This is a genomic window from Aestuariibaculum sp. M13, from assembly GCF_024723255.1.
GTDB classification, from domain to species: domain Bacteria; phylum Bacteroidota; class Bacteroidia; order Flavobacteriales; family Flavobacteriaceae; genus Aestuariibaculum; species Aestuariibaculum lutulentum.
The window spans coordinates 417,160-438,703 of sequence record NZ_JANIAC010000002.1; the positions used below are offsets into that span (position 1 = coordinate 417,160).

19 protein-coding genes are annotated in these 21,544 nt (G+C 35.1%); 8 read left to right on the forward strand and 11 right to left on the reverse strand.

What is annotated here, in order from left to right:
* Positions 1-24: 24 nt before the first annotated feature.
* From NO995_RS08910 to dnaK, 5 genes are all read right to left on the reverse strand, one after another.
* Positions 25-2,616 carry a PorP/SprF family type IX secretion system membrane protein gene (locus NO995_RS08910; RefSeq protein WP_258227197.1) on the reverse strand — a complete coding sequence of 864 codons (2,592 nt, stop codon included), beginning with the start codon at positions 2,614-2,616 and terminating at the stop codon, positions 25-27.
* Between the two features lies 1 nt (position 2,617).
* Positions 2,618-4,057 (reverse strand): gliding motility-associated C-terminal domain-containing protein, encoded by a 1,440-nt coding sequence (locus tag NO995_RS08915; RefSeq protein WP_258227198.1) that lies wholly within the window; start codon positions 4,055-4,057, stop codon positions 2,618-2,620.
* A gap of 198 nt (positions 4,058-4,255) precedes the next feature.
* On the reverse strand, positions 4,256-5,566 hold the full coding sequence (locus NO995_RS08920) for a hypothetical protein (protein ID WP_240574192.1): 1,311 nt from the start codon (positions 5,564-5,566) through the stop codon (positions 4,256-4,258).
* Between the two features lie 318 nt (positions 5,567-5,884).
* The gene (locus tag NO995_RS08925; protein WP_240574195.1) at positions 5,885-6,334 is read right to left on the reverse strand and encodes a hypothetical protein; all 450 of its coding nucleotides are present in this window, start codon (positions 6,332-6,334) and stop codon (positions 5,885-5,887) included.
* 266 nt (positions 6,335-6,600) lie between these two features.
* Positions 6,601-8,508, reverse strand: coding sequence for a molecular chaperone DnaK (gene dnaK, locus NO995_RS08930; RefSeq protein ID WP_258227199.1), 1,908 nt, complete (start codon positions 8,506-8,508; stop codon positions 6,601-6,603).
* A gap of 339 nt (positions 8,509-8,847) precedes the next feature.
* Between dnaK and NO995_RS08935 the strand changes: the two genes are divergently transcribed.
* The 3 genes from NO995_RS08935 to NO995_RS08945 all read left to right on the forward strand — a co-directional run bounded on the left by NO995_RS08935 (position 8,848) and on the right by NO995_RS08945 (position 11,878).
* Positions 8,848-9,798, forward strand: a complete 951-nt coding sequence (locus tag NO995_RS08935) for a BamA/TamA family outer membrane protein (RefSeq protein WP_258227200.1) — start codon at positions 8,848-8,850, stop codon at positions 9,796-9,798.
* Positions 9,799-9,841: 43 nt separating this feature from the next.
* Complete coding sequence (locus NO995_RS08940; protein WP_258227201.1) at positions 9,842-10,333, forward strand: hypothetical protein; 492 nt, start codon at positions 9,842-9,844, stop codon at positions 10,331-10,333.
* A 123-nt stretch (positions 10,334-10,456) separates the two neighbouring features.
* The gene (locus NO995_RS08945; protein ID WP_258227202.1) at positions 10,457-11,878 is read left to right on the forward strand and encodes an L-serine ammonia-lyase; all 1,422 of its coding nucleotides are present in this window, start codon (positions 10,457-10,459) and stop codon (positions 11,876-11,878) included.
* Position 11,879: 1 nt separating this feature from the next.
* Here NO995_RS08945 and NO995_RS08950 read toward each other — a convergent pair whose 3' ends face one another.
* Positions 11,880-12,341, reverse strand: a complete 462-nt coding sequence (locus NO995_RS08950) for a nuclear transport factor 2 family protein (RefSeq protein WP_258227203.1) — start codon at positions 12,339-12,341, stop codon at positions 11,880-11,882.
* Positions 12,342-12,499: 158 nt separating this feature from the next.
* Here NO995_RS08950 and NO995_RS08955 point away from each other — a divergent pair, with 158 nt between their 5' ends.
* The 4 genes from NO995_RS08955 to NO995_RS08970 are packed head-to-tail and all read left to right on the forward strand — an operon-like array spanning position 12,500 to position 16,730.
* A complete protein-coding gene (locus NO995_RS08955) occupies positions 12,500-13,855 on the forward strand; it encodes a glycoside hydrolase family 28 protein (RefSeq protein WP_258227204.1) in 1,356 nt (451 codons plus the stop codon).
* A gap of 4 nt (positions 13,856-13,859) precedes the next feature.
* Positions 13,860-15,158 (forward strand): acetylxylan esterase, encoded by a 1,299-nt coding sequence (locus NO995_RS08960; protein ID WP_258227205.1) that lies wholly within the window; start codon positions 13,860-13,862, stop codon positions 15,156-15,158.
* 41 nt (positions 15,159-15,199) lie between these two features.
* Positions 15,200-16,018 (forward strand): 3-methyl-2-oxobutanoate hydroxymethyltransferase, encoded by an 819-nt coding sequence (panB, locus tag NO995_RS08965; protein ID WP_188215535.1) that lies wholly within the window; start codon positions 15,200-15,202, stop codon positions 16,016-16,018.
* 16 nt (positions 16,019-16,034) lie between these two features.
* On the forward strand, positions 16,035-16,730 hold the full coding sequence (locus NO995_RS08970; protein ID WP_240574249.1) for an RluA family pseudouridine synthase: 696 nt from the start codon (positions 16,035-16,037) through the stop codon (positions 16,728-16,730).
* Between the two features lie 26 nt (positions 16,731-16,756).
* Here NO995_RS08970 and NO995_RS08975 read toward each other — a convergent pair whose 3' ends face one another.
* The 5 genes from NO995_RS08975 to NO995_RS08995 all read right to left on the reverse strand — a co-directional run bounded on the left by NO995_RS08975 (position 16,757) and on the right by NO995_RS08995 (position 20,110).
* Complete coding sequence (locus NO995_RS08975; protein WP_258227206.1) at positions 16,757-17,554, reverse strand: sensor histidine kinase; 798 nt, start codon at positions 17,552-17,554, stop codon at positions 16,757-16,759.
* 24 nt (positions 17,555-17,578) lie between these two features.
* The gene (locus NO995_RS08980) at positions 17,579-18,292 is read right to left on the reverse strand and encodes a hypothetical protein (protein ID WP_258227207.1); all 714 of its coding nucleotides are present in this window, start codon (positions 18,290-18,292) and stop codon (positions 17,579-17,581) included.
* A 10-nt stretch (positions 18,293-18,302) separates the two neighbouring features.
* Positions 18,303-19,025: a hypothetical protein gene (locus tag NO995_RS08985; protein WP_258227208.1), complete on the reverse strand. Its 723-nt coding sequence runs from the start codon at positions 19,023-19,025 to the stop codon at positions 18,303-18,305.
* Between the two features lie 21 nt (positions 19,026-19,046).
* Entirely contained in the window at positions 19,047-19,553 is a 507-nt protein-coding gene (locus tag NO995_RS08990; RefSeq protein WP_258227209.1) for a hypothetical protein, read from the reverse strand.
* A 95-nt stretch (positions 19,554-19,648) separates the two neighbouring features.
* Positions 19,649-20,110: an Lrp/AsnC family transcriptional regulator gene (locus tag NO995_RS08995; RefSeq protein ID WP_258227210.1), complete on the reverse strand. Its 462-nt coding sequence runs from the start codon at positions 20,108-20,110 to the stop codon at positions 19,649-19,651.
* 160 nt (positions 20,111-20,270) lie between these two features.
* Between NO995_RS08995 and NO995_RS09000 the strand changes: the two genes are divergently transcribed.
* Positions 20,271-21,485, forward strand: a complete 1,215-nt coding sequence (locus tag NO995_RS09000) for an aminotransferase class I/II-fold pyridoxal phosphate-dependent enzyme (protein ID WP_258227211.1) — start codon at positions 20,271-20,273, stop codon at positions 21,483-21,485.
* Positions 21,486-21,544 lie beyond the last annotated feature (59 nt).

The window sequence follows — 21,544 nt, forward strand, 5'->3', positions numbered from 1 at the left end:
TAAATGCTGGGCTTCTTTATTTTTCTAGTTATTTTCAATTTTTACCATAGACATTTTACTGTTATATGGTTGAGGTCCTTTATTATCTAATGCTCTTTTAGCAGTTTCAATGCTATCATACTTATCATTATATATATAATATTTACTTGTATTTACATCGAAGAAGAAATCGATATTCTTTTGTCCTGCTTCTATAGCACGTTGTACAAACTGATCTCTTTTCGCTACATCACTATGAACAGCTAATACTAAATAATAACCACTCTCTACATGCTTAACATCTTTAACAATTCGAATGTTACCTGTTAATTCTTCTCCGTAATCAAAATCTTTATCAGATAATGGTAACTGACTTGGCTTAGTATATTGTTTAATAGAATTTAATGCCGCACGGTCTTTATTGTATCTGTCCTCCTCATTATCATAAAGTGCACGTTTAATTCTACGCTTACGCTCTATCTCTGTGGCTACTCTTACACTTTCAAACTTATCAAGCACGTTTTCTCTAGTTCGAATCATTTGAAATTGATTTTCTTTTAAAGCATTAATTGTTCTTGAATAGAACATATTTGTTTCATCACGTTTATCTTTTACTTTTTTAAGTCTTAAACTGTAAAGTGTCTCTAATTCAGCAATTTTTTCATTTTGAGAATTAATCTCATTATCCAATTGCAATTTGATAGATTCCAGTTTCGCATTTTCGGCACTTACACTCTTGAATGCTTTTGGTGCACTCACAATACCTTGCTCGCTTAAATCGTTTTCTTCTTTTAAATCTTTTAAATCTTTTTCTTTTATAATTAACACTTCATTTAACTGAATCATTAATTGCTTTTGAATATTTTGATTTTCTAAAGCCAATCTGGTTACAGCACTTAAAGCATCTGTATTCTCGTCCGTTGGTTCCGGAATAACAATACCACTCTCTTTAACTTCTGACACTATTTCTGCAGCAACTCTCGCCTGTTCTTCCTGCTCTGCTTTCAATCTAGTGGCTTCTGCCAATCTTGCTTGTTCTTCCTGTTCTGCCTTTAATCTAGCAGCTTCTGCCAATCTCGCCTGTTCTTCCTGCTCTGCTTTCAATCTAGTGGCTTCTGCCAATCTTGCTTGTTCTTCCTGTTCTGCTTTTAATCTAGCGGCTTCTGCCAATCTTGCTTGTTCTTCTTGTGCTGCTTTTAATCTAGCAGCTTCTGCTAATCTCGCTTGCTCTTCTTGTTGTGCTTTCAGTCTTGCAGCTTCGGCTAATCTCGCTTGCTCTTGCTGTTGTGCTCTTAATCTAGCAGCTTCAGCCAATCTCGCTTGTTCTTCTTGTGCTGCTTTTAATCTAGCAGCCTCAGCTAATCTGGCTTGCTCTTCTTGTTCTGCTTTCAGTCTTGCGGCTTCTTCCGCATCTTTATCATCTTTGTTAGCTACTATTTCTGTAGGGATAACAACTTTAGCTATATTAGTATTGTTGGCTTGTTTTTTCTCCTCAATACGTTCAGCAGCAGCAGCTTTTTGTTTTGCTCGTAACTCTACCTTTGCTTGCGCAATAGAATCCAATCTAATTTGCATTAATGCTCTCTCTTCTTCACGTTTGGCCGCTAAAGCCTCGCGATCTACCTTGGCTGTAGCTGCATTAGCTTTACGTCTTGCTGCAATTTGTCTGGTGCGCTTATCTTGAATTAAAAGAGCCTCTTCCTGCTCCTCATCACTGTAATTATATCTGTATTGCTTTTTAAATTTATAGGCCAAAGTAAATTCATGAGAATTTCCAAAAGATGATAAATCTCCAACCGCCTTTTCATAATTATATTCAATGGCGATTTGGTTGCTTATATTAATACCTAATCCTGCCGACATCCCATACATAGTATTATATCCTGCTTGAGCCCAAATTCCTTTTGGAACAGCAATCATGGCAAGTCCGGAAATAATGGTCTTGTCCTTTTTAAATTCTGTTCTTAATAGAGCGCTGAATTTGCTTTCATCGAAAAATCCGCGACTGTCCATAAAACCAGTATACATCACATGAGCCTGTAAACCTTGCTCTGGATTTTCTTCCAGTAGATTAGACGATTTTAAGTTATAGGCAACAATATTATTTAATGCTAATCCGAAATCTAAAAATGTTGTCCCATAATTAATTCCAGGATTTAAAGTTAAAATAGAGTTGTTTGGGATATTTTGTAATGCCGGATCGGAATAATTTGAAACAACAAGACCTTCATTAATACCACTTTGGTAAAATCCTAAGTTGGCACCAAAAGTTAGATTACTATCACGGTCTAAAACTACATTGTAGGCATAGTTTACAATGCCTCCAAAAGTGGTAAGGACACCATAATCCTGCTGAAATAAACCGATACCCATACCTCTATTTTCTGCAAACCTTCCGGAGTAGCTGAATAAATAGGTCTGCGGGGCATCATCAAACTGTACCCATTCTCTTTTATTCGTGAATGTGATGAATTTATTCTGCTCACGAACAAAACTAAAGGTCGGATTTATAGCATATTTATTAAACTTTAAAGACGTTCTTACTGGTAATACAAAAGCAACAACACCATTTTCCTGAGCAAAGAAAAACTGCGTCGTCGCTAAAAATAAAATGATATGTAATAAATATTTAGTCATATTATTTTACTACCGTAATGGAACCTTTTTTGACGGCATTGTTAGCCGTTGTTATTATGTAATAGTACACTGGATTTATTTCGTTAAAATCTATCTGGTTTTCAGGCCAGTTATTTAAATAATTATTTGTTTGATGAACCACCTTGCCCTGAGCACTCATAATAATGACTTCGGTATTTGACCCACTGGTATACTCTACAGGTATGGTCCAAGTATCGTTAATGCCATCGCCGTTGGGACTAATAATATTCGGAATATTAGACACATCTGGAAAAGGTTCTGTCACAAAAAGTGAAAACAAAAATTCTTCGGAAGCCGCACAGCCACTGGTTTGTGTTACAACAACTTTATAATCACCAGTTTCTGCAGCTGTATAACTGTTACCCGCTGCGCCAGAAATTAAATTATTATTTAAATACCATTGAAATGTTGGACTATTGGCGGTAGTAGTTACGGTTGCGGTTAACGCTTCCCCTTCCTGAATGGAATTGGTTTCATCAACATCTATAGAACTTGTAAAACCAGACGTTTCTAATGTAATCGACGCCGTGGTAGAACATTGTCCCAAATCAATACTCACAGAATATGTTCCAGACTCATCAGTTACATAAGTCTGACTGGTTGCTCCGTCAATCTTTTTTCCATCTTTATACCACTGATAAGCATCAGCATTTATAGTACTTAAAGTTGTTGCGCCTTCGGCGGAACAATACGGATTACCTAAACTTGAACTGATTTCAGAACTCGTTCCTGATGAAGCTTCAGAAATCGTTACACGGTTAGAATAGGAATCGGAAGTACATGATCCATAATTCGTTTCACAATAATATGTTCCTGCGCTTGTTACATTAAAAGTTTCGCCTGTTCCTACTAATGTAGAGGTTGTTGAACTGGTTTCTCTATACCAGTTAAATGTTAAAGAAGGATATTTTAAAGGAGAATCGTTATCGCCAGTACCAGGATTATCAATCGTTAATAAATAACTACCACCAGCACAAAAGGCTGCAGTACCAATTAAATTGTTGATAGTAAAAGGGCTATCCTGAATTTTATAATAAGCAGGAAACGACACAGAACCAACACTTGTTGCTGATGGAGAACTACTTTTTACTCTAATTTTGTATGATTCTCCTGCCGTATCTAATGGTAAAGAAAACTGTACTGTAGCGGGCGAAGTGTTATACTGTCCTGCACTGGTTGTAAGTATAACTTGTCCGTTAGCAAAACTACCATTAGCATCAGACAATTCGATAGTGAATTGATTGCTACCGCTCGCCGCGATATCAGCTGAAAAGCTAAACGTGGTATAATAGGTATTAAATGAGGGACTCGCACAGGCCTGAGTAAAACCCAAACTTGGTGTACTAATCGTTTGAGCGTAAGTAAAGTTAATTACACTTGCAAAAAAAACGATAAAGCCTATAAAAGTAAAGTTCCTCATTACTATTCGTTTTTAAATAAAACTCCAAGAAATAATATCACCTTAGTTATAAGCTATTACCAAAAATTCTTTGCTCCTAGTTTTTTAAAAACCACAGAGCAAAGGAATTCTTATTTATATTAATAGTAAATTTGGGATTAAAAGATCTGGAGCTATAATTTTCTTATTAAATCTTAATCAAATTAAACCGAACCGTGGTTAGTCCTTTTCGTTTGATGCTATAATTTTATTAATACGTAATCTAAAATCTGGACGTCTTTCATTTTTTAGATCGATAAACGTTTCAGAATTCTGACTTTTCGAATATACATTAAAGAAAGCACTGTTTCCGTACCAGTTTTCAAGATCCTCATTATTAGAATTGTTCTCTACAAATATATTTCCATTACAATTATTGAAATACATATCTGTAAACTTAATTTTTTCTAAGTTTCCTTGGTTGATAGCTATTTTATCTTCGAAGATAACTGCTGGATTAAATCCTGAAATCACACTCTTATTCATATCTAATGACGCACTTTGTGCTACATAAACCGCTTCCTTCACCAATCCTTTATCGATATCTGCTTTTAAATCATCACTATTATTTAACATGGTTAAATTTTTAGCAACAACGCTGGTTTGCTTTTTGGTAAAATCTACATCCTCTATTTTATCAAAAGACGATACGTATAAACATCTTGTACCTGCAGTACTTGAAGATATATAAGGAGATCTCACTGCTAATGAATTATTTAATACACCTTGAGCTCCGTAGTTAAATTTGAAATCATTATTTGTTGCACGGTAAGAGACCATTTTAGTCATATTTACTTCTCCGCCCCAAATCTCAAATGAATTTCCAGCAGCATAAGACACCATAATATTTTCCAAAACAGTTTCACTACCTACACTGGCAAGTAACAAACCGTTTAACTGTGTTCCGTTTTTTTGCTTTTTACCAGCATACTCAATTCTTACATATTTTAAAATACCTGAATTACTGTTTGGGTTCTCTCCTCCATAATTAATATATGGATAAGATGATGAATTCAGATTATTATAATATGAAATCACAGAACCTTTTCCGAATTTATTTGTAGGAGCATCACCTAAAATCATAATTCCTCCCCAGTCTCCTGCTCTTTTTAAACTTCTGTTAGAAGTAAAAATAATAGGATCGGTTTCAGTACCTTCAGCAATAATTGCAGAACCTTTAGCAATAGTTAAAGTTGCTTTAGAATCATAATCACCTAAAATAACCGTTCCAGGCTCAATAGTAAGTGTAGCATTATTAGTAACAAATACATTACCTAATAATAAATACACATCGCGCTTGGTTAACTTAGTATCTTCTGTAATGTTTCCGGCTAATATTTGTGTGGCTTCTCCGAAATCAGATGTATTAGACCTAAAATCAGTCCAGCCATACAACCAGTTATCAGAACCAATAATTCCCTTTTCCTGCTGAGCGAACAAGCTCCCAAATGCAAGAAGGAATATCCATATTGAGTGAGTAAAGTTTTTCATAGTTACGGTTTTATGATTAAAACTAATAAGATTTTACTTCAAATATATAACCAAAAATATAAAAATATCCCATGAAATACCTTTTTTTTCGTTAAAATACACTTTTTAACAAAATTTTAAGAGATTAACAGCCGTTAAACTGTAAGATTCTGTAATATATTTTTGATTTATTTAATTTTTAATGTCATTGTATACATCAAATTTCAAAGCTCAGCACTTTCAATAGAATTCAACCACATTAAAAACATCAATTGTTTTCAAAAAAAATCTTCAAGCTTGAAAACAAACCCGAAGACCTTTATATTATTTTATGTTTTATTAATTGTATTCGCTATACTCATGTAAGGATTTCATAATATCCTCATAGAAAATAATAGCTGAAATTAATTTATTAGTATCTGAATACGGCAAAAATTTCTTGTGAAATTCTCCTGTATTTTCTAAATATTCATCTGTTGATTTAAATTGATGTTCTAAGGCATGTTTATTATCCTTGTCATTTGGTATCCCCAAGGTCTCCAAAGTAACACCTGGTTTGGTTGCGAAAGCAATATACGGCAACATTTTAACCAGACTCTCTATACGCTCCATATAAAGACCCAATAAATCACCTTTTGGCATTCTGTCCAGCTCATCTTTACTATGATACTTTTTAATAGCCACTTTTGCACTAATAATATTTAGCGCCTCATCTTTCTTATGTTGAGCGTATCCTACACCAACTGCTAAGAAAAAACTAAAACTGAATAAAATAATTTTCACTTTCATGGTTAACATTTAGGGATTGTATTTTACAAAAATATGTAATTAATCGTCAAAAACAAGCTTTTTATCGATATTTTTAAAATTTAACACAAAATATCACAAAAAAACGGAATCTCCAAAACCTAAGAATCTATTTACATACAGTAAACACAATAGGTTACAAATTTTAATTTAATTAAATACAAATTTAAATTTTACGCCTAACAATATTACAAACAAAAAAAGGCGGGTTTTAAACCCGCCTTTTTACAATATAGATTACTAATATCTTATTTCACTTCTTCGAAATCAACATCTTCTACATCGCTTGCTTCTCCTGCTTGTCCGTTTTGACTTGCATCAGGTCCTGCTTGCGCACCACCTTGCTGAGCTTCAGCTTGTGCTTTGTACATCTCTTCACTAGCTGCTTTCCATGCTTCATTAATTTTTTCTAAAGCTGGATCGATAACCGCAACATCTTTAGTTTCGAAAGCTTTTTTCAATTCATCTAACGCATCTTCAATTGGCTTTTTCTTATCATCTGATAATTTATCACCAAACTCTTTAAGCTGATTTTCTGTTTGGAAAATCATAGCATCAGCAGCGTTTAATTTTTCAGCTTTTTCTTTTGCTAATTTATCAGCTTCAGCATTAGCCTCAGCCTCTTGTTTCATCTTTTGGATTTCTTCTTCTGTTAATCCTGAAGATGCCTCGATACGGATATCCTGAGTTTTATTTGTTGCTTTATCTGTTGCTGTAACATGAATAATACCGTTTGCATCGATATCGAAAGTTACTTCAATTTGAGGTGTTCCTCTTTTTGCTGGTGGAATACCATCTAAGTGGAAACGTCCGATTGTTTTGTTATCAGCCGCCATAGCGCGCTCACCTTGTAACACATGGATTTCTACCGATGGCTGGTTATCTGCCGCTGTAGAGAATACCTGTGATTTTTTAGTAGGGATTGTTGTATTTGCTTCGATAAGCTTAGTCATAACATTACCCATAGTTTCGATACCTAATGATAATGGGGTTACGTCTAATAATAATACATCTTTAACATCTCCTGTTAATACACCACCCTGGATACCTGCTCCTAAAGACACTACCTCGTCTGGGTTAACTCCTTTACTTGGTGCTTTACCAAAGAATTTCTCAACAGCCGCTTGTACTGCAGGAATACGAGTTGAACCTCCTACCAAGATAACTTCATCAATATCACTTTTACTTAAACCTGCAGCTTTTAATGCAGACTCACATGGCGCGATAGTACGTTTTACTAAATCGTCGATTAATTGCTCGAATTTAGCACGAGTTAACGTACGCACTAAGTGCTTAGGTCCTGTAGCCGTAGCTGTAATATACGGTAAGTTGATTTCTGTTTGAGCAGAAGATGATAATTCAATCTTAGCTTTTTCAGCAGCTTCTTTTAAACGTTGTAAAGACATTGCATCTTTACGTAAGTCCATATCTTCTTCAGCTTTAAACTCATCAGCTAACCAGTTAATGATTTTCTCATCTACATCGTCACCACCTAAGTGCGTATCTCCATCTGTAGATAATACTTCAAATACACCATCACCTAACTCAAGAATAGAAACGTCATGTGTACCACCACCAAAGTCGAATACTACGATTTTCTGGTCTGTACCTTTTTTATCTAAACCATAAGCTAAAGCCGCTGCTGTAGGCTCGTTAATAATACGACGTACTTTTAAACCTGCAATCTCACCAGCTTCTTTTGTAGCCTGACGTTGAGAATCGTTAAAGTAAGCTGGCACAGTAATTACTGCTTCACTTACATCCTGACCTAAATAATCCTCAGCCGTTTTCTTCATTTTTTGAAGAATCATAGCTGATAATTCCTGAGGTGTATATAAACGACCATCGATATCTACACGTGGTGTATCGTTATCTCCTTTTACTACTGTATATGGTACGCGTTCTGCTTCTTTTTGTGATTCAGAATATTTATTACCCATAAAACGTTTAATAGAATAAACCGTTTTGTTTGGGTTAGTTACTGCTTGACGTTTAGCAGGATCTCCAACTTTAATTTCTCCTCCTTCAACAAAAGCGATAACTGATGGTGTAGTACGCTTACCTTCTGCGTTTGGGATTACAACCGGCTCGTTACCTTCCATTACAGAAACGCAAGAGTTTGTTGTTCCTAAATCGATTCCAATAATTTTACTCATAATATTTTTTATTAATTGTGTTGAATGTTCATTTTTAAATTCGTTAGCTAAAAGTCAATGATTATGCCATTTCAAAAAAACTGACATCATGTCACTTTAGTAATTTATCCGTCTAAAAACAATACTCATAATTAAGAACTATTCTATGATTGTACTTTTTTAATTACAAAAATGGTAGTATATTAGAAGTAAACTTATTGACTAACCATAATGATTAAAAAACTAAGTCTACTAGTAACATTGTTCCTGTGTTTTTTTATAGCAAACGCCCAAGAAAGCACGTCACATGACAAAAAGCACAAAGACTCAACCAAAGAAAAAAAGATTGAGTTAAAAATAATGCCCTATATAAGTTATAACCGAAACTTAAAAGTCATGCTAGGTGTTATTCCTATGGCAAATTACAGATTAAACCCAAATGACAGTATTTCTCCTAAGTCTATGTCTGGTATTGCCGGCGTTTACACGACAAACGGATCGTACTTTGCAACCGTTTTTAACCGCTGGTTTTTGAATGAGAATAAATGGCGTGTAGCATTTTTTGCCGTTACCGGAACTCATATTTCCCAGTTTTTCATGGAAGATGTTGATGTTAGTGGGTTTTATGATTACGACACCAAAACCACGATGGCAAGCATTGCGGTTAAACGTAAAATTACTGAATCGCTATATGGCGGGCTTACCTATACTTATTCCTTTTTTGATACCGTATACGAAGATGATGTACAACCTGCATCTAAAACAAAAACAAATGCAGTAGAGCTAAATATGCTTTACGACTCTAGGAACTCACAGTATTACCCAACCAAAGGAATCAATACTCAGGTTCGGTTAATCACTTATCCTGAATGGTTTGGTAATGAAAATAGTGCCAATAAATTTGTCACCAACTACAACACCTACTTTCCTATGCGCCAAAACAATGATGTACTTGCTGCACGTTTCTCTGGTCAATTCGGTTTAGGAGATGTACCCTTTGAGCAACAGGAAACTATTGGAGGCAAGGATATTCGCGGGTATTCTGAAGGGAAATACCGTGGAGATGGATTAATTTCTCTTCAAGGAGAGTACCGCTACAATTTTAATCAAAAAATGGGAGTAGTTGGCTTTGCTGGAATCGCAACCATTTATGGTTCAACAAACGAAAATTTCGATTGGGATGCGTACCCTGGTTTCGGCGTTGGTTATCGTTATAATGTTTTTAGTGGAATGAAATTCAATATAGGACTCGATGCCGCCGTAGGTAAAGGCGATTGGGGAATCTATTTCAGAATTGGTGAATCGTTTTAATTAAAAAAGTATTCGTAAATTTATTACAAATAAATACTTAGCTATGAAAAAACTTATTTACCTTTTCGCTTTATCCATAAGCTTTTTAGCTTGTGAAGGTCCTCAAGGACCTCCTGGGCTTCCAGGTTCCGATGGTGGATTATTTGTTGCCAGTGCTTTTGAAATTGAAATAAATTTTAATGCCGCCAACAACTACGAATATATTGAAAACTATGGTTTCGATGTCTACCCTTCCGATGTGGTTATGGTTTACATTTCTTGGGAAACCGATAATGGTCAGGATATTTGGCGTGCATTACCGCAAACAACCTATTTCAACGAAGGGACATTAATTTACAATTTCGACTTTACTCAGGACGATGTCCGTTTCTTTTTAGATGGCGATATCGACTTTAGTATTTTAGCTAGTGAATGGACACAAAACCAGGTATTCCGTGTCGTGGTTATTCCTGCAGATAATGTAGATGGATTAGATTTAAATAACTACAATAATGTTATTGAATCTCTAAATATTCAATCTTTCAAAGCGCAATAAACAAAAAACATAAGTGTCTTAAAACCCCTTAATTAAAAGGGGTTTTTACGTTTTTTTAAAGTTTTTTTAACTAAAAACCGTACACAAGTTCTTGTATATTTGCGAGGATTCAAATTTTACAACATGGAATGTATTTCGGTTTTTGATATGCTAAAAATTGGTGTTGGACCTTCAAGTTCGCACACGCTTGGGCCCTGGCGTGCTGCCGAGCAATGGATTAACGAATTAAAGCAAAAAAACCGTTTCGATACCGTTGAAAGTATATCTGTAGATCTTTATGGTTCATTAAGTTTAACCGGAAAAGGGCATGCTACCGATTATGCCATAATGCTTGGTTTGAGTGGTGCTGACCCCGAAACTGTACCGACAGAAAATATTCAAACGATCATAGATACCATTAAATCTTCTAAAACTATTCAGTTTAACAATGAAAAGTCTTTAGATTTTGATTCTTCGGTAAATATAAAATTCAACAAAAAATTTCTGCCATTCCATGCCAATGCCCTTGTATTTACAGCAAGAATTGATGGTAAAAACAAAAAATCGACCTTTTACTCTATAGGTGGCGGTTTTGTTGTAAAAGAAGAACGTAAAAATGCCAAAAGAAATAAAGAGTTCCTAAAATCGTTTCCATATCCTATTACTTTAGGAACCGATCTTATCGACTATTCTAAAAAATTAAATTTACCCATCTCAGATATCGTTTTAGAAAACGAAAAATCAATAAGAACTGAAGCTGAAATTGACTTTGAACTAAAACGTATTTGGGAAACCATGCTAGAATGCATGTATATTGGTTGTCATACCGAAGGCAATCTTCCCGGAGGTTTAAATGTAAGACGTCGTGCTCATGATGTACACCAGAAACTTAAAGGCGATTTACCATATAACACCCCTCAGGAATGGCTTGAAACCATTCGTAAAACCGAAGTAAAATTCCGGGCTATTTTAAAATGGGTAAGCTGCTTTGCTCTGAGTGTAAACGAAGTAAATGCCTCTTTAGGGCGTGTAGTAACAGCGCCTACAAACGGAAGTGCAGGTGTTATTCCTGCCGTTTTAATGTATTACATGGTTATTGAAAATCATCAGGCTGATTTTAACCACATCAAAAAATTTCTACTTGTGGCCGGAGAAATTGGCAGCATCTTTAAAAAAGGCGCCACTATTTCTGCTGCTATGGGTGGTTGTCAGGCCGAAATCGGTGTATCGTCTGCCATGGCTGCGGGAGCATTAACCGAACTTTTAGGAGGTACCCCTGAACAGGTTTTAATCGCTGCCGAAATTGCGATGGAGCATCATTTGGGTTTAACCTGCGATCCTATCGGTGGTTTGGTTCAAGTGCCATGTATAGAACGAAACTCTATGGGTGCTATTAAAGCTATTAATGCCGCCGAATTAGCTTTAGACACCGATCCCGCAAATGCCAAAGTACCTTTAGACAAGGTCGTTTCAACCATGTGGGAAACCGCTAAAGATATGAATTCCAAATACAAAGAAACCTCTGAAGGCGGCTTAGCTATTGGCGTTAATTTAGTGGACTGTTAGTTTAACCTTCATTACAACCTTGTCGGCGACGCGTATCAATTAAATAAATAATTTTCCAGGTGCCGTTATCATTAAACAACTGAAAATTATTTACACCACAATGACTAAATGTATCATTATACCAAAATTCATAGGGTATCCACACATTAGCCATATTGCCATCCACCTGTATTTTATAATCTAACAGGCGTTCATTCCATTTTTGATCGCTGGTTCTTTTGGTTATGGCTTCAAAAAGCTTATCAGGTTTATCTGTCATTAAAATAGCCTTCCCTTCTTTCGTTGTATATGTGGTTTGCAAAATAACATCATCCATCATAACAGACTTCATTAGGGTAGTATCCCCCTTATGAAAACCTTCAAAAAACGTATCAACAGCATATTTAGCTTTTAATTCTTCATCTTCTTGTCCGTAAAGCATTGAGGTAATGAGTAAAACGAGATAAAAAATAAAGCGTGCCATAAAGTTCAGTTTTTACTAAAATTAAATCAAAACAGTCAGGTATTCATTCATTTAAAGAAAAGTTTAACAGAACATTCTATTTTTATTACATTTACGTTTTTGCCTAAAATAAGCTTAAAACCCAACTGTAAAACCTTACTAAATATAAAGACTTTAAAATGAAGAAGATTAGTTTTCTAATTATTGCATTGTTACTGCTTTCATGTAACCAACAAACAAAAACATCACATTCTGAAACCTCTGAAACATCAAATCAAGAAGATGTTTTTCCTGATAGCACGCCAATTTCAGATTGGTTTAAAGACGATTCCAAAATAAATCCTCCCGATTTAGGTAAATTTTATTCTATTACTGATTACGGTTGTGTAATCGATAGCACTAAATTACAAACTGAAGCTATTCAGCATACTATCGATGAAGCATACCGAAATGGCGGTGGTGTTGTAGTGATCCCTAAAGGTGTATTTTTAAGTGGCGCATTATTTTTTAAACCTAATACACATTTACATGTGGAAGAAGGTGCTGTTTTAAAAGGTTCAGACGATATCGACGATTACCCATTCATTCCTTCAAGAATTGAAGGACAAAGCATTGAATATTTTGCAGCCTTAGTCAATGCTAAAGCTGTTGACGGATTTACCATTACCGGAACCGGAACCATAGATGGTAACGGATTAAACTATTGGAAAGCCTTTTGGAAACGCCGTGAAGAAAACCCGAAATGTACCAATCTAGAAGTATCAAGACCGCGTTTAGTCTTTATCTGGAAATGCAACAATGTACAGTTACAAGATGTAAAACTGCGCAATTCAGGGTTCTGGTCAAGTCACTACTACCAATGTAATAATGTGAAAATTTTAGACCTACGTATTACCTCGCCACACAAACCTATAAAAGCCCCAAGTACTGATGCTATTGATATTGATGTATGTAACAATGTTTTAGTAAAAGGGTGTTATATGGCGGTTAACGATGATGCCATTGCTTTAAAAGGTGGAAAAGGCCCATGGGCAGATAAAGATGCAAGTAACGGCGAAAACACAAACATTATTATTGAAGATTGTGAGTTTGGTTTCTGTCATGCGGCATTAACAAACGGAAGTGAAGCTATACACAACAAAAACATTGTCATGCGTAATTGTAAAGTTACCGATGCCAAACGTTTATTATGGTTAAAAATGCGTCCGGATACGGCTCAACATTACGAGTACATAACTGTTGAAAATATTACCGGACAAGCCCACAGTTTTATTTATATTAAGCCCTGGACTCAGTTTTTCGATTTAAAAGGTCGTGAAGATGTACCATTGTCTTTTTCTGATCATATTACCATGAGAAACATTAATTTAAACTGTGACATCTTTTACGACATGAAAATTACCGAATATGACAAACTTTCAAATTTCACTTTCGAAAACATTAAAGTAACGGCTAAAAATGGCGCATACGACAAGTCAATTATTGAAAATGTTACCTTTAATAACGTTGAAGTTAATGGTGAATTAATTAAGTAAAAGCATGAAATATTTAAAATTGCTGTTACTATTTGTTGTCCTCTTTAATAGCTTATTTATAAATGCACAAAATTCTCCTGCACCAATTAAGTTGGTGCAGTTTGTTTTAACACCAAATCACTCCGATTGGAATTACAATTTAAAAGAAAATGCCATCGTAAAGATTGCAGTTTTAAAATATGGCATTCCAGTAAATAATACAAAAGTAATTTACGAATTTGGTAATGACGAAATGCTTCCTGACAAAACGGGTAAACTCCTGTTAAAAACCGGAACAGCAGAAATCAATATTGGCACGTTGAAAACCCTAGGTTTTAGACAACTAAAAGTCAAAACCATTATTGATGGGCACACCTACCGAGATCAGGTAAAAGTTGGGTTCTCCCCTTTCGAAATTCAGGCAACACTAGAAAACCCGAAAGATTTTGATGCCTTCTGGGAACAAGCTATAGAAACAAACAAATCAATTCCCTTAGAGCCTGTAACGACTCATAAACCTGAATTCTCTACGCCTGCGGTTGATGTATATTTAGTACGATTACAGAATTACAAAAAAGGAAAATTTATTTACGGTTATTTAAGCAAACCTAAGGACAATAAAAAACATCCGGTTTTGTTTAATCCGCCAGGTGCCGGAGTTAAAAAAATAAATGCCATAACGTCCTTTGCAGAAGAAGGCTTTATAAGTTTTACAACAGAAATTCACGGCATATCCCCTGAATTATCTAAACAAGACTACAAATCGATTAGTAATGCCATAGGCGATTACTGGAGCATTAATCTTGATGACAAAGACCAGTATTATTATAAAAGTGTTTATTTAGGCTGTGTACGTGCTATTGATTTTTTAACCAGTTTACCTGAATTTGATAGTAAAAACGTGGTGGTTACCGGAGGCAGTCAAGGTGGGGCTTTAAGTATGATTACTGCTGCTTTAGACAAACGCGTCACTGCGGTTTCAGCCTTCTATCCTGCTCTATGCGACAATTCTGGATATTTAAACCAACGTGCCGGTGGGTGGCCACATATGTTCAGTTCAAAATACCAATTTGCGACTCCTGAAAAACTAAATACTATGCAGTATTACGATGTGGTAAACTTCGCTAAACGCATCCGTATTCCTGGTTTTTATTCTACTGGTTATAATGACAACACCTGTCCACCAACATCCGTATTATCAGCGTTTAATAGTATCAACGCTAAAAAAGAAATCGTCATCACGCCTATTTCAGGACACTGGCGTTTTCCTGAAACCAACGAAAAGTCTATAAAATGGCTTAAACAAACCTGTGGTATCGACTAACATTTTAGTACTTTTGCACTCTATCTTAAAAAATTAATACAATGTCTACTGCAAAAAAAGAATATAAACGTATTACAGTCAAAACTTTAGTTGACATGAAAGCTAATGGTGAAAAAATTTCGATGCTTACGGCATACGACTATACCATGGCTAAAATTGTTGATGGTGCTGGTGTTGACGTGATCCTTGTTGGGGATTCTGCCAGTAACGTTATGGCAGGTCACGAAACCACATTACCTATTACTTTAGATCAGATGATTTATCATGCGTCTTCAGTAATTCGTGCTGTTGAACGTGCTTTGGTTGTTGTAGATTTACCATTTGGTTCTTACCAGAGTGACCCAAAAGAAGCCCTGCGTTCTGCCATTAGGATCATGAAAGAAAGCGGGGGACACGCTGTTAAACTTGAGGGTGGAAAAGAAATAAAAGAATCTATTAAACGTATTTTACACGCTGGTATTCCAGTTATGGGACACCTTGGATTAACACCACAATCGATTTATAAATTCGGAACGTATACCGTTCGTGCTAAGGAGGAAGAAGAAGCTAAACGCTTAATTGAAGATGCAAAAATGCTTGAAAAAGTTGGCTGTTTTGCGATTGTTCTTGAAAAAATCCCGGCGAAATTAGCGAAACAAGTTGCCGAAAGTGTAAGCATTCCAATTATTGGTATTGGCGCTGGTAATGGTGTTGATGGTCAGGTGTTAGTAGTTCACGATATGTTAGGCATGACTCATGAATTCCATCCGCGTTTTTTACGTCGTTACATGAATTTATACGAAGGCATGACTTCGGCTATTTCTCAATATGTTGACGATGTGAAAACCCTTGATTTTCCTAGTGATCAAGAGCAATATTAATTTCTAACGCTTAGAGATGTCTAAAGTTTTATCTAACAAATCCAACCTCCAGGTCTTATTTGAAGACAATCACATTATTGTGGTAAATAAAAGAGCTGGAGATATTGTGCAAGGCGATAAAACCGGAGATAAACCACTTAGCGACGTTGTTAAAGCGTATATAAAAGACAAGTATAACAAACCCGGTAATGTGTATTTGGGCGTCGTACACCGCTTAGACAGACCTACTACCGGGCTTGTTATCTTTGCTAAAACCAGCAAGGTTTTACCACGCTTGAACGCCCTTTTTGTATCGAAAGACATACATAAAACCTATTGGGCTATTGTAAAAAACGAACCTCCGAAACCAAGTGACACCTTAATTAACTGGTTAAAGAAAAACCCAAAGAATAACAAATCCACCGCTTTTCCTAAGGAAGTAAAAGACAGCAAAAAAGCTGTTTTACACTACAAAACTTTAAATCAACTCGATAATTATTACCTGCTTGAAGTGAATCTGGAAACCGGAAGACATCATCAAATTCGCTCGCAATTATCGAATATTGGATGCCCGATAAAAGGGGATTTAAAATACGGATTTGACCGTAGTAATAAAGATGGAAGCATCCATTTGCATGCCAGACATATTACATTTGAACACCCCGTAAAAAAAGAACCTGTAAGTATTACGGCGCCACTACCTAACGATCCGATTTGGGACGCCTGTAAGTAGGAGCTCTTCAATTACTCAGACTAAAACTAAAGGGGATAATTTAATATTAACTTTACCCCTTCTCCTTCTTGAGACTGCAGGTTAATGTCAGCGTTTATTAAAGTGGCGCGGCTGCGCATGTTAATTAATCCGGAGCCTTTTTCGGCTTCATCGACATCGAAACCTTTGCCGTCATCTGTTAAAGTAACGATTAGATTTTCTGGTTGATAGTTCAATCGGACTTTAATATTATCGGCTTCCGAATATTTTACTGAATTTGATAAAAATTCCTGAATAATTCTGAATATAATGATTTCGTGTTTTCGGTTTTTAAACTCAGTTTTATTTCCAATAATTTCCAGTTCCGCCGATTTGAATTTCAGTTTCTTCATTCGGTTTAACTCGTTGGTAATCGACTTTTCAAATCCTTGATTAAGCACCACTTCATTATTCAAGGTTTTTGAAAGTGCGCGAACTTCGGCTAGACTTTCTTTTAAAGCTTCGGTAGTGTCTTTAAATTTTTCTTTGGTTTCATTATCTACCTGCATTTTTAAAATACTGAGCTGCATATTGGCAAAAGACAGTAATTGCCCGATATTATCGTGCAACTCCCACCCTACGTTTTTAAGGGTTTGTTCCTGCGTTTCAGTTTGTGCCTGCACTATTTCTGCTTCAAAAGCCTGTTCCTGCTCGAGTTTTTCCAGCATCAGTTTGTTTTTTCGTTTTAAAAACACGACAAAAAATATAACCACCAAAGCGGTAACGATAAATAATACCGACACGGAATAAATTAATAAATATCGTTCTGAAGCCGTACTGGCTAATCGTTCTGTGGTTTGTAGCATATTAAAAAACGTTTTAAACATAAATTAAACTTCTGTTTCATTCTCCGGTCTACAACAGATTAAAGCAAAAGTAATGGTTAAATACATAACCATATTCGCGATTAAATATATTAGGCTTTGTAAATTTCTAAACACTATGTCTCCACCTCCAAAATAAATTCCATAAAACACAAAAGGCGTTGTAATGATCCACCAAATAAAAAACGAGAAACTGATGTAAAAATTTAATGACTTATAAAAGTTTAAAATTTTATCACTCAGCAACACTTCAATAAAATAAAACATGATACACATGAACACAATAAAAGCACCATTTACACTAATAGCAGGAAAAAACATTTTGAAGAATGCATCCCAATGGGTAAAAATCCATATAAACGACATTAATACAAAAATATAAGTCGCATATTTAATTGTGTTTTTAAATACGGTATGAATTAAAATTTTTCGAAAATAAAAAGACACAAAAAGAATAGCTCCAATATGCCAATACAATGTTCCAAACCAATAATTGTTTATAAAAACTGTGCCTTCCAAAAAGCTAAAAAGCCCTTCGTTTTTAATACAATAGGTATAATTACTGGCAAAATCACAGATGGATAAATACCATAAAAACCATATAAAATATTTAGCAGCTGTATGTTTATACTTTTTATAAAGTATTAAACCAGTTACAGCTGCTAAACATTCAACAACAGTGGTTAATAAGAAATAATTTTTAAGTAAAAAATCTTCCATTTGTTTAGACCTAGCTTAATGAAGGTTTAACATCTCCTTTGGGTCTACACCACATTAAAGCGAAAGTAAAAGTTAAATACATAAATACATTAGCTATTAAATACAATAACTTTCTTGTAATTCTAAAATTTTCATCACCATGAGAACCATAAATTTCATAAAATACAATTGGAGTCACTATCAACCACCAAATAAAAATGGCTAAACTAATATAAAAATCCAGCGTCCTGTAAAATGTTAAAATTCTATCGCTCAGCAAAATCTCAAGAAAATAAAAAATACTACACATAAAAATTACGATAGCTCCTAAGACACTTATTATTGGAAAAAAAACTTTAAAATAAGCTTGCCAGTGCGTTAAAATATATCCTATTGAAAACAGTAAAAAACTATAGGTACTGCTTTTAATAATTTTTTTGAAAATAGAATTGGTTAAAACTTGGTTGTAATAAAAACCAAAAAACAGAATAGCCCCAATTTTCCAGTATAACGTGGTCCACCAATAGTTAGAAACCAAAGCTGTACCTTCTAAAAAGCTAAAGATCCCGTCATTTTTTATACAAAAAGTATAGAGACTAAAAAAATCGCAAATAGACAAATACACTAAAAACCAAATAAAATATTTAACAGCTGTATGTCTGTACTTTGCATAAAGTATTAAACCTGTTACAGCTGCTAAACATTCTACTAAGCTAGTAATTAAAGAATAATTTTTAAGTAAGAAATCTTCCAATACGAGGCTATTTATATCATGTTAAGGATAATCTCCATTACCTCCATTACCCTCATTAAGCGGGTCTACAGGAAGGTCTTCATCATCATCACCTCTTAAATTAAGAATACTAGCTTGTGCTTTGTTCACTTTACCAATAGGTGCAATAAACATGGTCGTTAAATCTTTTTTAGCCTGACCGGCATTTTTACCATACACCCCAAGATACACGCGAATACCTGTCATGGTATATCCTAAAGTATCTGCTTCCTGCTGTGCCCAGGCTAAATAGTCCTGAATATCACTCAAAGACCATTCTACAGAACGGGTATCATCTTTAGTAGCCCCTTGTGCTTTAGCTGCCGAATCGACTGCTTTTTTCCGGTACTTCGTCCAGTTATTATTCAGTTTAATAGCTTCCGCTTGCGGAATAACCCCTTTGGGTTTCATAACTATTGGTACGGCTTCTTTAATTGGTTTGGGCGTTAAAAAGAAGGTGAGCAACCCTCCTATAACGATACCAAGAAATACATAACTTAATTTTTTCATATGTAATTGGTTTGTGATTTTTTAAGTGTAATAAAAGTATAAAAAAGATTTCACTAAATAGGTATTTATTGATTACTCTAGTAATCCTTTTCATATTATTCGAAGTTTATAACTGTACTATATTTCACTTCATTAATCACAAACATGCTGTGTGTACTCCCAATATGACTGATGCTCGTGAGTTTGGTTACCATGAATTCCCTGAAAGATGTCATGTCTTCAACCATAACTTTAAGCAGGTAATCGTACTCACCACTGATATGATGACATTCCAAAACTTCATTTAATTTTGCCACTTCATTTTCAAATTTTATAACCACATCCTGCGCATGCTTTTCCAGTTTAATATGGCAAAATGCCACAAAGGCTTTATTTACCTGATGCTTATTTACTAAAGCTACATATTTACTAATAAAGCCTTCTTTTTCAAGTTTCTTAATGCGCTCGTAAACGGCAGTAACCGATAAATTTAATTTATTAGCCAGTTCCTTGTTGGTTTGTTTACTATCGGTTTGTAAAAGCTCCAATAGCTTTTTATCTGTTTTATCAAAAATCATAACAGAAAATTTTTCATTAAAAATTCATTCGAGACTATAACACCTTTAAAATAATCTACATAAACACTAAATTATAGATTTATAATCTAACATATCACAAAACTGTTGTAATTCCTTCTAAATACTTGTAATTTAAAGTCTACTTTAAACACAAACCGCTATGACTTTTAAACCCGCAAATAACATTCAGGATTTACAGTACTTTGGTGAATTTGGAGGTGTAAACCCATCCATTTCCGATTCATCAACCTATACGTTTTTATCGGCAAAAACCATGTTCGATACTTTTGAGGGCAATGCCGATGGTTGCTACCTGTACTCCAGACACTCCTCGCCTTCCAATTTATATTTAGGTGAAGCCCTTGCTGCCATGGAAGGCACTGAGACTGCCAATGTAACAGCTTCAGGAATGGGTGCGATAACTTCGGTGCTTTTGCAATTATGCGGAAGCGAAGATCATATTGTTTCAAGCCGTACGATTTACGGCGGAACCTATGCCTTTATGAAAAACTTCATGCCTCGATTTAATATTTCAACTTCATTTATAGATATTACAGATTTAAATGCTGTTGAAGCTGCTATAACAAAACACACGAAAGTTATTTACTGTGAATCTGTAAGTAATCCGTTATTAGAAGTTGCAGATATTAAATGCTTATCCAAACTCGCAAAAAAGCATAACCTGAAACTGGTGGTCGATAATACCTTTTCGCCCCTGTCTATTGCTCCAAAGACCTTAGGTGCCGATGTGGTAATTCATAGTTTAACAAAATTCATAAACGGCTCCAGCGATACCGTTGGCGGCGTAGTTTGTGGCACACAGGACTTTATTAACGATTTACGAAATGTAAATAACGGAGCAGCTATGTTGCTGGGGCCAACCATGGATAGTCTGCGTTCGGCATCCATTTTAAAAAACTTAAGAACATTACATATACGCATGCAGCAACATAGTAAAAATGCTTTCTTGTTGGCTAAAAAATTTGAAGCTGATGGTTTAAAAATTGTGTATCCGGGTTTAGAATCGCATCCGTCTCATGAATTATTTAAAAGCATGATGAATGAAACTTATGGGTTTGGAGGTATGCTTACCATAGATGTTGGTAATTTAGATACTGCCAACGCCCTAATGGAACTCATGCAACATAAAAACTTAGGCTATTTAGCGGTTAGTTTAGGTTTTTACAAAACTTTATTTTCGGCACCAGGAACATCTACTTCTTCAGAAATTCCAATAGAAGAGCAACAAAAAATGGGCTTAAGCGATGGGTTAATAAGATTTTCCATTGGTTTAGATGCCGATATAGAACGCACATATTCGATAATGCGAAAATGCATGGAAGAACTAGGTGTTCTTCAACCGTCAATGGTTTAAAACCATTTTAAATAAAAAAACATTAAGACAACTTTTTTAGGTTGTCTTTTTTTATTTTA